Annotated in this window: 8 protein-coding genes and 2 pseudogenes; 3 read left to right on the top strand and 7 right to left on the bottom strand. The window is 36.8% G+C overall.

Going from position 1 to position 14,592, the window contains the following annotated elements; all coding sequences use genetic code 11:
* Positions 1 to 451 precede the first annotated feature (451 nt).
* On the top strand, positions 452 to 2,869 hold the full coding sequence (locus FTU17_RS05825; protein ID WP_168378843.1) for a membrane-bound PQQ-dependent dehydrogenase, glucose/quinate/shikimate family: 2,418 nt from the start codon (positions 452 to 454) through the stop codon (positions 2,867 to 2,869).
* Positions 2,870 to 3,616: 747 nt separating this feature from the next.
* Here FTU17_RS05825 and FTU17_RS05820 read toward each other — a convergent pair.
* The 6 genes and pseudogenes from FTU17_RS05820 to FTU17_RS05795 all read right to left on the bottom strand — a co-directional run.
* Positions 3,617 to 3,847: pseudogene (locus tag FTU17_RS05820) on the bottom strand (transposase domain-containing protein); the annotation flags it as partial.
* A 416-nt stretch (positions 3,848 to 4,263) separates the two neighbouring features.
* Entirely contained in the window at positions 4,264 to 5,553 is a 1,290-nt protein-coding gene (locus FTU17_RS05815) for a type II toxin-antitoxin system HipA family toxin (RefSeq protein WP_180134888.1), read from the bottom strand.
* The gene (locus tag FTU17_RS05810; RefSeq protein WP_180134887.1) at positions 5,550 to 5,858 is read right to left on the bottom strand and encodes a helix-turn-helix transcriptional regulator; all 309 of its coding nucleotides are present in this window, start codon (positions 5,856 to 5,858) and stop codon (positions 5,550 to 5,552) included. Before FTU17_RS05810 ends, FTU17_RS05815 begins: the two co-directional genes overlap by 4 nt.
* Positions 5,859 to 5,983: 125 nt before the next feature.
* Positions 5,984 to 9,184, bottom strand: coding sequence for a tyrosine-type recombinase/integrase (locus FTU17_RS05805; RefSeq protein ID WP_180134886.1), 3,201 nt, complete (start codon positions 9,182 to 9,184; stop codon positions 5,984 to 5,986).
* Positions 9,168 to 11,495 (bottom strand): hypothetical protein, encoded by a 2,328-nt coding sequence (locus FTU17_RS05800; RefSeq protein ID WP_180134885.1) that lies wholly within the window; start codon positions 11,493 to 11,495, stop codon positions 9,168 to 9,170. The genes FTU17_RS05805 and FTU17_RS05800 overlap by 17 nt, the downstream gene beginning before the upstream one ends.
* Complete coding sequence (locus tag FTU17_RS05795; RefSeq protein WP_180134884.1) at positions 11,495 to 12,163, bottom strand: hypothetical protein; 669 nt, start codon at positions 12,161 to 12,163, stop codon at positions 11,495 to 11,497. The genes FTU17_RS05800 and FTU17_RS05795 overlap by 1 nt, the downstream gene beginning before the upstream one ends.
* A 199-nt stretch (positions 12,164 to 12,362) precedes the next feature.
* Between FTU17_RS05795 and FTU17_RS17655 the strand changes: the two are divergent.
* Both FTU17_RS17655 and FTU17_RS05790 read left to right on the top strand, forming a co-directional pair.
* Positions 12,363 to 12,621: pseudogene (locus tag FTU17_RS17655) on the top strand (hypothetical protein).
* Positions 12,622 to 12,908: 287 nt separating this feature from the next.
* On the top strand, positions 12,909 to 13,181 hold the full coding sequence (locus FTU17_RS05790; RefSeq protein ID WP_257227366.1) for a DUF4007 family protein: 273 nt from the start codon (positions 12,909 to 12,911) through the stop codon (positions 13,179 to 13,181).
* 3 nt (positions 13,182 to 13,184) lie between these two features.
* Here the strand turns inward: FTU17_RS05790 and FTU17_RS05785 are convergent, their stop codons facing one another.
* Complete coding sequence (locus FTU17_RS05785) at positions 13,185 to 14,117, bottom strand: IS5 family transposase (protein ID WP_180134883.1); 933 nt, start codon at positions 14,115 to 14,117, stop codon at positions 13,185 to 13,187.
* Positions 14,118 to 14,592: the final 475 nt, after the last annotated feature.

Raw genomic sequence — 14,592 nt, 5'->3', positions numbered from 1 at the left:
ATCAGATTCATGCATGTGTAATGGTTTGAAATCAATTGAACGAACGAGGCTGTTTTCACCCCTCAATGATGACTTAAATCTAAGTTGTTTAGGAGGGCTTAATTTTTTGAATCTTTGAATAAGCATGTCGATCAAAACACAATACTTGAAAAGGAGTATACTTCTACTACTAAAGTACAATCACAGTGTGTGATTGTACTCAATCTTCAAACTTCGTTACATAGGCAACTATTTGGTATCAATAGCCCAAATTATTTCCTTATCTGTAAGTATTTAAAACTGAATGCTAGCCATAACTTCAAGAATTGAATGAGTAGAATGTAATTAGATTTATACGATTTCAAATGCGTTTTGTTGGGCACCATGTATTTATAGCATACGATTTAAAAGACTTTACTTTATTCTAATTTTTTGGCTATTCAACCAAGCCTATATTACCCAGAGGCAAGGTATGAACACAGAACAAACCTCTCCGCAAGAGCGTGTAGGGGCTAAAGTCTACCGATATTTTTTTATCGTACTGACTGCTCTGATCGCACTATATTTAATCATCCAAGGTTCTAAATTATTGAGTCTCGGTGGTTCAAGCTATTATCTCATTGCTGGTGTTGCGTATATCGTCATCGCTGTTTTATATGCAATGAAAAAAGCCGCTGGCTTTTGGTTGTCTATCATCACATTTATTGCAACTGTGATCTGGGCAATTGCTGAAGTGCAAGGTTTTGACTTTTGGCAATATATTCCACGTTTAGTGACCCCAACTGTTTTATTTGTTTTAAGCCTATGGGCAAGTCGTAGTCTGCCTGCACTGAGCCTCACAAAAGTTAAAATAGCCAATCAAGTTGGATTCGTTGGTTTAGCTGCCTGTGTGGTTGCGCTGATTGCCGCATTCTTCCCACATGGCAAAATTTTAAATCCAGTTGATCTCGTACAAGATCCAAGTTTAGCAAAACCAAATGCTGAAAACCCAGACAACTGGGAGTATTTTGGTCGTAATGGTAACGGTACACGTTTCGCTCCATATACTGACATTACCCCTGAAAATGTCAAAGATTTGAAAGTTGCTTGGACCTACCATACGGGTCGTGATTTGAAAGCAGGTGTAGACGAAAATACACCCATTCAAATTGGTAGCACACTGTATTCATGTACACCGACCAATATTATCACTGCCATTGATGGTGATAGTGGTAAAGCACTTTGGAAATATGATCCTAAAGCAAAAACTGCGGAACATATTACCTGTCGTGGTGTAGGCTACTACGATGCAACTAAAGATAAATCACTTACACCTGCCGATTTAGCATCTAACGGCATCAAAGCATGTCCACAACGTATTTTAACCTCTACTGTTGATGGTCGTTTAATTGCCTTGAATGCGAAAACAGGTGCTTTATGCCCTGAGTTTGGTATCAATGGTCAAGTCGATGTTTTACATGACATGGGGCCAACTGAACAAAGTAAACGCTACCACCCAACATCAACTCCTCTCATTGCAGGTCATGTTGCAATTTTAGGTGGCTGGGTCCGTGATATTGTGCACGGCGAGCCTTCTGGTGTCGTACGTGCCTATGATGTTCGTACAGGTAAATTGGCTTGGGCGTGGGATATTGGTAATCCTGAACTTGTTGGTGAGCCTAAAGATGGTAAAGGTTATACCCTTGAAACGCCAAACATGTGGACCATTCCAACCTATGACAAAGACTTAAATCTTGTTTATTTACCTACTGGTAATGGTCCTCCAGATTATTGGGGTGGTGACCGTAGTGGTGCTAAAGAGAAATTTGGTTCGGCTGTCGTTGCTGTCAATGCAACGACTGGTAAAACAGTGTGGTCGTATCAAATTGTGCATCATGACGTATGGGATTATGACTTACCGTCACAACCTGTGCTTTACACCATGACCAATGATCAAGGTGAAAAAGTTCCTGCATTGATTCAAACCACTAAAATGGGACAAATCTTTGTCTTAGACCGTCGTACGGGTAAACCAGTGTCTAAAGTGGTTGAAAAAGCCGTTCCAACCTCTGGTGCTGCTGAAGGTGAAAAACTTTCTCCAACTCAACCATATTCTGTCGATATGCCACAAATTGGGAATGACACTTTACGTGAAAAAGACATGTGGGGGATCTCTACCTTTGACCAATTAAACTGTCGTATTGATTATAAAGATTCTGTGTATCAAGGTCTTTATACCCCGCCGGGTGAAAAACCATATATAGAATGGCCAAGTCTTTTAGGTGGTATGAACTGGGGTGGTATTTCTATCGATGAATCAACAGGTTTGATGTTCGTCAACGATATGCGTATGCCACTTCGTATGTCTCTTGTACGTAAAGAAGACATGGGCAAGTACAAAATCTCAACGGATGAAGTTCCAGGATTCATGGGGACTGTACGTCCACAATTTGCAGGTCCATATGCAGGTGTAAAAATCGACATCATGCAGTCTGCATTGGGTGTACCATGTAACCGCCCTCCGTTCGGAACCATGACAGCGATTGATTTGAAATCTAAAAAAGTCGTTTGGGAAGTGCCAATGGGGACTGCTGAACAACTTGGACCTTTAGGTATTAAATCTCATATGCCAATGCCTCTTGGTATGCCTACTTTAGGTGGTCCAACGTCAACTGCTTCTGGTCTAGTATTCTTTGCAGGTACTCAAGATTACTACTTACGTGCTTTAGACTCTAAAACCGGTAAAGAAGTGTGGAAAGCTGAACTTCCTGTGGCTGCTGTTGCAGCACCATTGATTTATAAGTCACCAAAAACTGGAAAACAATATGTGGTTATTTCTGCAGGTGGTGCAAGCCACTCTAAAGATGTAGGTGATTACATCATTGCCTATGCTTTGCCTGATCAAAAATAATTGACATACAATTTACTAAAAAACCAAAGCTTAGGCTTTGGTTTTTTTTGAAAAAATAATGATCAATATCTAAAATTTTAATAAGTAATTAACTACACTAATCATAGTTTTTCACAAATTCTAAAACGTAGATCGCATTCAACTTTTAAAGTCCCTTTTTATGCTTAATTCGTCACCTTAATTATAGGGAGTAAGAGAGTCATGTAATTTATTTGATACACGGTGTTTCATCACATATTATCAAATCAAGGGATGTTATTTTGTCTCGTATATTTAAAGAATAATCCTAATTTTCGAGTAGCTAGTAGTAGGAGGTTTTCAAAAAATGAATAAAATTAGTCATAAAAAAAGCCCCCATCTTTCGATGAGGGCTTTTTGAATTTGGAGCGGGAAAGGAGACTCGAACTCCCGACCCCAACCTTGGCAATGTTCACCGACATAAATTACATTAAATATATTAAAAGTACATTAAAATAAATACATATAAAACAAATACTTAATTCCTTAATATTTAATGGTGTAATTTAAAGTAGGGTAGGGTAAGAAGAAGTTGGTCACTTTAATATGCATTAAAATTCAACAATAATAACCAACATAAAATATGCTTCTATTTTTTATTATTTTTATTTTTTACTATTTGATAAAAATTATTTAGCTGCTGAGGAGTCCTGAATTTGGTAAGCAGCAATAGTCAAACAAATTGACCTAGATTCTTGGTAAGCGTCCGCTGAGCCCCATCGCTATTTTTTAATTTGAGTTGGGTTTCCATCGGTGTGGCAGTAATTCTTCTATTTGGGTCACTTTCAGTGTCGGCAGCCTTTTCAGCACATCACTTAAATAGGCATAGGGATCTAGCCTATTCAGTTTTACTGACTGGATTAAAGGCATGATGTTCGCCGCTCGCTGACCAATGCGCAGTGAGCCAGCAACCAGCCAGTTCTTACGTCCCAACGCCCAGGGGCGCATTTGGTTCTCCACCCCTTGCGAAGCAGTGCTTCTTGTATCAGTAACCCACCGTTGATTAGGCTGCGTTGGATTAAATCGGTGGCTACTCAACAGTCGCTCTTTACGAAGTCTCGCACATCATAACGCAATAACTTTGTCTGGTTTTCTGAATCTTAAATCCATAATATTGTGTCTTATGTTTAGATATGGCTATTAAGCCACAAAATAATGGAGTTATAAAATGTGTCGGTTGATCGGTGAAAAGGTGCTTTATTGGCTGATTAGATCCTATTAGATTAAAGAAATCTAATTAGACATTTACAATCTAATGGAATCTATTGCAATGAACCAATCGTTGCGGCGTAATTGAGATGACTACCATCAAGATTTTCCCAGTCAAAAACGATAAGCTACCATAGCAGTTATCAGACTCACCGTATTTACGGGTTCTAATCATTTGCAAGTATTTGAAAGTCTGGATGCAATTTTTTCCAATGTTCTCTTAGTTTTTCTTTATGGGCAGAACCCATTGGTAAATCTAGTAATAGCGCTGGCCATACTGACCGTGCTTTGTCCATGATCTCGTGAAGTTGTTTTTCAATTACACGCCATGGAACACCGACTTTTTCTGCCCATTGTTCAAAGTGTTTCATCTCAGCTAAATACCAATCTTTATTTTTGGCAAGATTCAATGCGAAGTGACGCTCATTTTCAATATATACACTTGTCATCAATATATCGTATGCGGGAGATAATCTTGGTGTTCTTTTATCGTGATAAATCATACTCCAGTTCTTTAAGTGTGCATCTCCATTGGCGAGTAAAATATTGATGAGTAAACGGCTGGCAAATTGCTGAATATCAAAAATTTTGTTATCTGAATAGTGATAAATGATCTTACCGATCTGCTCATAATTTGTGGTGCTGTATTTCTGGTGTGGATATGAACCAAAGATCTGAGCAAAATCTTCAATATGAATAAGCTCTGTAGTATTAGCAGTACTCTGCCTATCGAATCTCTTAATTGCAAAAGCATATTGCTCTTGGGGTAGATTTAATGGTGGAAGGTCTTGTAAGAGTGCCATATCTACCAAACGAATCTCTGGGATATCTATTCCGACCATTTTGGCAAGGATCATCATAGAGTATTCATTCAGCGGAACAAAAGCATGTCTGGTAGAAGGAGTTTTGACAATCCAATCACCGAGTAGGCTGGATTCCGTTGCCTGTGCTAATGTAAAACGCCCATCTTTGGCTTTCATGGAAAACTTCATTTGGACGCCAGCCAAGGAAAACTTATTATTTGTCCGAATCTCTTGTTTTAATATCTGATCTGGATTCGAGATCTGAAGCTTAAATTTTATTCCATCTGGGATTTCTTCTGGATCTACTGGGGTTGCAATCAGTGCCCCAGGTAAGTCATGACCTAAAGCTGCCAATAACTGAAATTCATTGTCTATATGTATTTTGAGGCTTTGTGCTATGAGTTCGCGTAATGCACCTTCTGGTAGCAGATTTGATAGCAAGGGGTGTAAGCGCTGATGTGTAACATAGGTCTTTTCTAAAATCTTATCCGCTTGAGGATATAAAGGGGAAGTAAGCAAGCTCAAGGTCGGACGTTGCTGATCCAAGTGAAAAGAATCCGTAAAAACCAGAATATTTTTTCCGCTCTGAAATCCTGCCATGTATCCAATGACAGTGTGATGTAATGTTAATTTCAGGACGGCAACAGTATTCATGGTTCCTCTCCTCCGAGAAGACCCTTCCATGGGTTAGACATTAAGTCATCCTGATCTTCAATAGTGACTTTAATGTCATCATTCAATAATTGTCTGATCAAATGAACCTTATCATCAGGGATGAGCATCAGTTGAGCATTTAATCCTGCCGCTATAATTTCTAAGGTCTCTAATCGAGGGTTGCCCTGACTTTCCAGCTTTTGGTACTGCTGTCTTGAAATGCCTGTACGGGATTGCATATCAACTTGCTTTAAGCCTAATTGGGTTCGTCTTTTTTTGATTTGATGAAGTAAAGACTTATTCATTGTAGATACATTTATTGCTTTTAGGTACTATAAGAAACATATTAGTTTCTTTTTTTTTGAAAAGCAATTTATGAATTTATCATTTCGATCTGTAAAATAGCCCTGCTTGTATGAGAAATGGGTGTTCAAGTTGGACCTTCAGTTTTAAGTTCAAGAGATCGGGGTCTGCCAATACAAGCTAGATGTAAACAGAATTTAAACGCTGCCAGTGCTTTGGCGTCTTTTGTTGAGTAAAGCTGAAGACGAACATAATCTTCTTGGGTCGTAGGATGCTCTGTTGTGCTTGATTTGGCCAGCTTTAGTAATAAAGGTTGTTTCTTTTTATCTAACAATTGTACCAAGTCTTGTCCAAGCAAATGCCAAAATTGATGGGGAAACAGGTCTTTTACCTTGGAATAAAATGATTCCAAGTGATCGATTTTATTCCATCGATAATGAATGCCAGTGTGCGAAATCGTAACACGACTTAAAAAAGTCTCAAGCACTGCTTGTATTTGATCTGGCTTTTTTTCAAAGATATTTTGAATATTTTCAAAGAAATAGTTCCTTGCTGTGCGCTCTTCAACGGTATCAATCATGGCGGGTTTCAAAGGTTTATCCAGATGATTTGTGTTGTTGAGATCAAATAACCTTAGATTGTTTTTTTGAGACTTGAGTTGGCCCAGTTGTTTGGCATTTTCATACCAATAGTTAACCAGTTCGACAGGTAAACTCATTTCTTGTGATACCCGATCTGGATCATGATGAATTTCCAGTAAATTTAGGCACTTAAAAAACCATGCAAATGAAACTTTAGATTCTTTTGTTCCTGCGAAATATTTAAAAAAATCATGAGGCTGTGAGTTAAATGAAACCTCATCTAGAATGTCTTCTACGTTACTTTTTAACCAGTCAGTCTGATCGTTGAGTAACTGCTGACTTAAATGAACAGCATGCTTTTCAAAATTGAATGGAGCAGAATCTTTTACTGTGTTTAAAAATTTGAAAGAAGGTAGGTAGCCCATCATCTTTTTTGCCAGTTGAGTATCGATGTCTGGGTGATATTTCAGTATTTTATGCCCAGCAATCAGGTAGCTTAGATGAATATAACTTTTAAAAGTTTCTGTAGGGTCAATGTGACCCAGTAAATGGGCAATCATAAACCAATGATTTTGACCATGTGTATGACGGAGTAACTCTGTCCGAATGGACTGATATTGTTCTTCAGTATAATCCGTCAGATTCTTAACTAGGGGAGCGTACTCGCAGTTGAGCAGAACGGATAAGTGATTGGCAGCCGTGTGTCGAAATGAGTGAAAAGAATAATCATGAGTTTTAAAAAGCTCGTTCATAATCATTCTAAAAGGTGTTGTCACCGTATGTTTGTTCAGCTTGCTATTTTCATTCCAATTACGGAATAGGTATAAGTTTTCCTGATTGAGTAGTCGTTGCTCGACTACATGATTATGAAATAGTTGATATTCATCAGTTTTTAATAAGCAATACACAGGGACTTTGCGTTCAGCACTATCTGTTTTAAGTTGATGTAAGTTTCCTTTCTTTTTTGAGCCGTATGGCTGAATCCATACTGATAGACAGCTAGAGCCCTCGATATCCCGCACACGTAAGCCTAGAATTTCATTAATACGCATACCAGTACGGTAAGCTAAGATATAGATGATTTTTAATATCTTATAAGTGCTTTCTTGACTATTAGCCCCTGAAAATAAGGTATCTAACTTGTTCATGAAAGCTTGATAAGTCATGGGACCAATGATACGTGCTCTCGGTCTGTTTTGTATGGCAATTGACTCTAATTCGAGAGACTCAGCGTCAAAAACTGTTTGTTGAAAGCTATGGAAGCGTTTCAACATTCTGACGGTCTGACCACTGGACTTTTTAAAGTTAAGCTCGCCTGCCTCATCTGCAAGTCGGGTATTCGTAATGATTTGCTGATAGATATTAGCCAGTATCGTATTCAGATCATCTTCGCTATCTAGATATTGTAAAGAATGGGTTAGCCAAGGCTCGGCAATACGCGAATAATAAGTGTAAATCGAACCGTCTTTTAAACGCTTATTCTGCTGAAACGATTTTTGAAATTGGTTTACGCAAAAATTAAAACGTTCAGCCAGTGGCTGAATCTGTGCTAATTCTGGTTTATAAAGGCTGATGAGCCATAAGGCGACACGTTTACTGTACTCATTAAATTTATTAGTATTTTCAATGCAATATTCAATAATTAGTGCATCAATGCTTTGATCGGTTTGTGTGGTACGAATCAATTGTAAAAGGTCTTTGTGAATCTTTATAACATCATCCAAGGCTTGCTGAATGTCATCATTGGAGTAGGATTGACCCACAATAGATGGTGATTTTTCTACATTTGAATCAGTAAGAGTGTCCTGCTGATATTTGAATTTTGGATGAAGAAATCTTTCAAATTCTATTTCTGATAAGCCACAGGTTGCAGTATTCTCAATGAGGCATTGTGAAAGTGCAGGATCAATGTCAACTTTCGGGAGTTGCATCCAGTTAAAGTTGGCGTAGTCGCGTAATAACTTATAAGTTTTGAGATTAAATGGTAACTTAATCTTATTAAAAATAAGCTGTAGATAGTCTTCTACATTCTGGTTTACTGTACGAATATTTCTGCTATTAAAATGGATTAACCATAAGCGTGTAATTTGATCCGGAATAAAATTACGCGATTTACGGATGGTTTTTTCATCAATAAAGAGATCTCCATAAGAGGGGGAGAGCGGTTCTAAAAATATAATGTTCAGATCTTCGATTTTTCTGATTTTTGCCGGATCTTTTAAGTGTTCAAGCAAAGCTTCTAAAGAGGATTTTTGATTTAAGCCGGAGTAAAGCAGGGCAGAAATAACAATATTCCCAATGATTTCATCATCAGAAAATGTCTTGCTATCTTTCGCTAGAATCCAGTAGTCCCAAAGCTTATCAATAATTTCATCAATCTGATGCCCCTTCTCGATCCAGTCCATGGTAAAAACCGGCTGATCACGCTGCATCTCAAATGTCAGATTCGGTAGGGGCAAAGTCTCACGACGATTTAAATTGATTTTTTTAATATATGACCGAAAAAATTCATGCGCATATTTTTTCCATGCCAGGCCTGGAGCTTTGCGTTTAATAAACTCATAAATTGCCGGATAGAAGGATTCAAGATGCTCTTTTTGTTCCAAATCTTGTTCTTGGAAATATTGAATTAGCTCCTGTTCTACATCTGCTCGAAGCTGTTTTTCCTGATCGAGTCGGTCTTGTTTTCTACGTGCTTCGGCATATAGTGTTCGAGTTTGCTTAGTATGTTTATTGAGTGAGGACATCGAGTTCAATACCGGTAATTTGAAAATGATCTTTCATTTGTTCAAGAACATGGGCAATGCTTGAATATTGTGAAATAGATAAGCTCGAATAAGGATGAGCAGCTTCTTGCTGCATCGGTTCATGACCGAATAAAGCTAAAATTTCAATTTCGCTAATTTTATGGCTGAGAAACGCACGGGCAGTATGCCGGTGCCAGTTTTCATGGTGCAAACCTAACTCAGGATTAAATTTTTTTATAATCGATGGTCTTAAGGTGTGCCATTGACCATTCTGAAAGATATTTAACAGTGGGAGCTTGCTCTCTAAAATTTGTTGAATATGTTGTGGAATTTCTGGCTGACTAGGAGCAATGTGAGTTTTAAAATAATCTAAAAAATCTATGAATTTCTGGAGTTCTTGTACAACAAAATGACCTAGGGGAATTAAACGCCCATAGCCTTGACGCCCACCCACCTCTTTATCAGAAACCATGCATATTTTTCTTTTCAGGTTAAAGCTTTTTAAAAAACCAGGAAATTCAGCGACGGGTCGTGCAGCAGTAAAGAGCAACAAGAAATGCCACATCCAGATATTGTAGTGATTAAAAATTGCTATCCAGTCACCTTCTCGTTGTGAAATTATTCTGGATTTGAGTGTGGCAAAGGTATTTTGAATCACATTTGAAGTTGGTGCTTTGCGGCTCCCAAAGTTTTTTTCTTTACTATAATCGATGCTGTGGTAGTCAGCGGAAAACGACTCACACAGCTCTTTTAAAATTGAGACATACTCGGTCTGTAAAGCCGGAATATTCTGATGGCAATAAGAAGTAGAAGAAGACTTATTTGCATCAATACCGGTGAGGAGGTCGGCAAGCTGTTTATTTCCAGTGCGTTGCAAAATAGTCTGATGTAAAAGAGAGCTAATTCTTATTAATGATAATTTTGGAATATAAAGTTTGGCTCTCAGCTGTTTCAAATGTTGCTGCAGATCCTCTTCCGTAACGGTGTCACCATCTTGTAGCGAAGCAATAAATGAATTTGGAATTGGAATATCCAGATAGACTGTTTGGTTGAGTAAGCCATCTGGATATGCAAAATCCTTATTTTCAAAAATTGAAAATTTACTTCTCAGAAAATATTGCCCATTGCTTTGCTTGATCTGTTGGCGAGCATTTAAATTTTTAGCACGTTTACTTTGTAGACGTAGCCACTCCTGGATTTTATTTCCTGTCAGAAATGACAGCATCAGGATCAAGGAAGCCTTCTTTTTTTTGGTTTCTTTATCCTTGTCTTTATAGTCTTCTTTAATTTCAACAAGGTAATTTTTATAGAGTTCAGTAATTAGGGCACTTGTACTTGCGGTATTAGGAAAGAGACTGCTGTATGCCAGCAAATGTTCTTTTCGTTGAATATGCTTGGCAACCAGAGGCAGCACATAGCTCTGGCTGGATTCTGAATATGCAGCAATGGGGGTAACGATGGTTGGGTCTACAAGTATTTGACGTGTATCTTGGTCATCTAGTTGTTTTTCTATATTGAGAGCTTTAGATTTTTGCCCTTTTTTAATTTCTGAACTTTCTACAATCAGCTGATCTTCGTCTAAAAATTCATGTTGCAGTTGAGTCTCGATGCTCTCTTTGGCAATTTTTGCCTTATTTTCCAAAACATAATTAAAGGTGATGCGGATCACTTTTAGCAGGTTTTGCATAAAATCATTAGATGACTCTTTATAACGTTCTTCATCAATAACCTCATTCAAATACCGAATAAATTCAACTAAGGAAAGGGAGGAATCTTTAAGATACTTTTTCCAAAGAAGCATATATTCAGGAGTATTTTGATATTCTTTTTCGGCATTCAGAACCCGATTGGCGGTACGGAAGCGCTGGAATAAACGTTTTACAGTATTGAAATGCTCAGTGTGGTCCTCTTTAAAAAGTTCAGGTTTAATGTCCGGAAGAGCAATCAGATAAACTGCTGCTTTTAAGACCAGGATATTCCAGATTAAAGCATTTTCTTCGGACTCTGCTAATTGTGCAATTGAGTTCACATACCAAGTGACTGGTGTTGCGCTAACAGTATGTTTTCGAGAGGAGACCAAGGCAGCGGGTCTAGCAACAACAGAACTGGTTTCTAGATCAAAATCTAATAGATCGAGATTCAGCCCTTCCAGACATTGATCAGTTGGATATGAAATCAGTAAATCAGCAACATATTGAATATGTTTGGTACGTTGGAGCTGCTCGTCACCAAAGAGTTTTTCCAGTGTCTGTTTTAATGATACCCGCGTAATATCAGCAGCATTTTGATGGCTTGGGTTAGATTCTGACATTATGCTTTCCATAGCTGATCTGGCGTGAGAACGAAGTCGGGATTGTTTAGAAGCTGCTGCACAATTCCACTGGTTTGCTGCAGTTGATCAAGCACATTCTGTCTTTTCCGGTTTATAACTTTATTGCGGTATTTCAGTTGATTTTGTGTGCATGACAGCAGTTCTGCAAGCAGATCCAAGCTCATAGTACGGTGAGGTTTGAAAGAATTTTCTTTGTTTAAAGCCAGGATAACTTCAGATGAAATATGGGCATTAATCAGCGATTGCATTTTTTTAGGGTTAAGTCGGTCCAGTTCATGATAAAAGGACAGAAATTTTATGAATTCTGAACTTGCCACTTTTTTTAATAGCTCAATTTTGTCCTCATCTTGAGGAAAAGAATGAACAAGTACGTTAATATTTTTTGGTATATGCTGAGACCAATATAGAAACCACTGAAAATTATTTGTAATGGTAAAACCAGAGAAATTAGGATCTTTCCATACGTGAAGTTCGAGACTTGGATTTAATGTAGACAAATCAGTTTTTAAGGATTTAAAAGCCTCTTGATAGCAAAGATAAATTCCAGAAAAATAAGGATGTACACTGATTTGGATTTTATTAAAATTTTTACACAACAATTTTTTAGGTGTGCCAAATTTTTCATTGAAATCAAAAGCCGTTTCCATAGTCCCCATAAGTGTAAAAAACAATCAATTGAATATTCTTATAATTTTTTGAAATATTAAACAAGATTGATATACCCCATATCTTGTGTATATTTACAATTAATATACAATATATTGTTGTTTTTATATAATTTTAAGAACTAAATAACAACCTATAACATGCTATTTATTTTAAAACTTAAAGGTTCTTAATAGGGAAATTAAACAACTGAAACAGATAGAAGTCGTTACAGATGTTGTATGTGATGTATGCAACCAATCAACGAAATTGGAGTTTGGAACTTTATCGGCGCATTGGGGCTATGGTTCCAAGCATGATGGTGAAAAATATGAGTTGCAGTTATGTGAAAAATGTTTCTTTTATGCCCTAGCGATATTAAAAAAAGAGCGAGCAGATGAGTTTATGTTTGATGAAAATTTTGACCTAGCTCTACATTGGAGGGATTGGACTAAAGTAAGTTTAATAATATGAATATATTCCGCAGTAAAAATTTTTAATGACCATTAGTGGATTAAATTTTGTTAATTAATTTCAATGCTTTATGACTTATTTTTTCTTGCTATTTTTTACTTTTATCAGAGCATCTGTATAAATATCGCGGATTAGTATCTTAATATTTAAATGTACTACTAAGAGAGACAGGTTGTGTCGTATCAATCGAGTTATTCCTTGAATAAAATTATAATGATGTATAAGCTACTGGAGAAAATCTTCCAGTAAATCTGTTTTTAAGACGACTAGACTATGAGTTTTACACTGCGCTTTTCAGGTCATGAGACTTTTGCATTAAGATATGGATGGCTTAATAAGTCGTATAATTCATTAGATTATAAAGAAAAAAATGAAGAAAATTTGGTTGTTGACCTAGGTGTAGGTAAAAATATGGTCAATAGTATTAAATATTGGACTGAGATTTCAGGTTTACAACCGCTTAAAGTTAATGATCAAAAAAAAAGGTACATTTCTGAGGCTTTGTTGCATAAAGCCTTTGAAGGTAAAGTATTCCTAAGTTGCTAAAATTTAGGTTACAACTTGGGTATGAGGTCTGCCTAATTCTGTAAATTTATTTAATACAGCTACGCGTGCATGGAGCTCATTCACTTGACTATCAAAATTCCTTGAGCAGAGTTTATCGCCTAATAATTTGATGCAATGCATCTTGGTTTCTACCAAACTTCGACGATGATAACCAGACCACTTTTTCCAAAGGGCTCTTCCTAGGCGCTTAACTGTTTTCAGTAATTCATTTCGCTCTTGCGAATGAACCTTTGTATCTTTCCAAGGCTTTGCATTTTTTCTGGGTGGAATAATTGCATGTGCTTGCCGATCTGCAATGAACTGACGGCATTGTTTTGTGTCATAAGCCCCGTCTGTATAAACTGAATCAATCTGTTCATTCAACGGAATTTGATCAAGTAAATCTCCAAGGACTTGTGAATCGCTCACATTATTCGTTGTGAACTGAACTGCTCGTATTTGTAGGGTTTTCGCATCTATACCAATATGTAATTTACGCCATTGTCGACGATATTCAGGCTGATGTTTCTTGCGTTTCCATTCGCCTTCACCTAAAAATTTCAAGCCAGTGGAGTCTACGAGTAAATGCAATCCATCACTACTTTTTTGATAACAAATCGAAATATCAATATACCTTTGTCTTCTGCAAATAGTGGAATAATCTGGTGCTGTCCAATCTAAACCGCAAAGCTTAATGAGGCTTTGCACAAAGCCAGTGACCATACGTAGAGAAAGACGAAATATAGATTTAATCATTAAGCAGCACTGGATAGCAGTATCGGAATAAGTTTGATTTCGACCAGGTTTGCCTTTTGGTTGAGCATACCATTGTGTTTTTGGATCAAACCAAATGGCAATATTCCCACGATTGATGAGAGCTCGGTTGTATGTGGACCAATTGGTTGTACAGTAGATTTTAGGTGTAGGCTTATTCATCTCAAAATTATATTGTGGAATAAGCCTTTAAAGATATGTTTGTGCAACAAAGCCGGTCTGTACTAAAAAAAGGCAATCAATGATTTGGAATAATACATTCCTAAAAGTTTGTTATTTTATTTATGACATAAAAATATATTAATGCTAGTTTTTGCATAGATCAATTTTCATTTGAATTATTCTAATAAAAATAACAGTTAAAGCTTAAATACAATTTTTTTACAACATCATTTAGAAAAAATTACTAAAAAAAATATTTAATTAAGAAATAATAAACAGTTTTAATTTTCAACAATCTAAAAAATTTCAAAGTTCATTGTGAAATCAACCATTTTTTTTGAATTTTGCCTCTGTACACGACAAAAATAGATAACTCATTGAAATAATGTCACAATAATTGTTTTCTAACGACGAATACTATGACACATCTCAATGAGTTATATCTTATCTTAAACAAATCTCTAAAATGGAACAA

Origin of the sequence: Acinetobacter sp. YH12070 (genome assembly GCF_013419625.1) — a bacterium.
GTDB classification, from domain to species: Bacteria; Pseudomonadota; Gammaproteobacteria; order Pseudomonadales; family Moraxellaceae; genus Acinetobacter; species Acinetobacter amyesii.
This window is presented reverse-complemented; position numbering and strand designations above follow the sequence as displayed.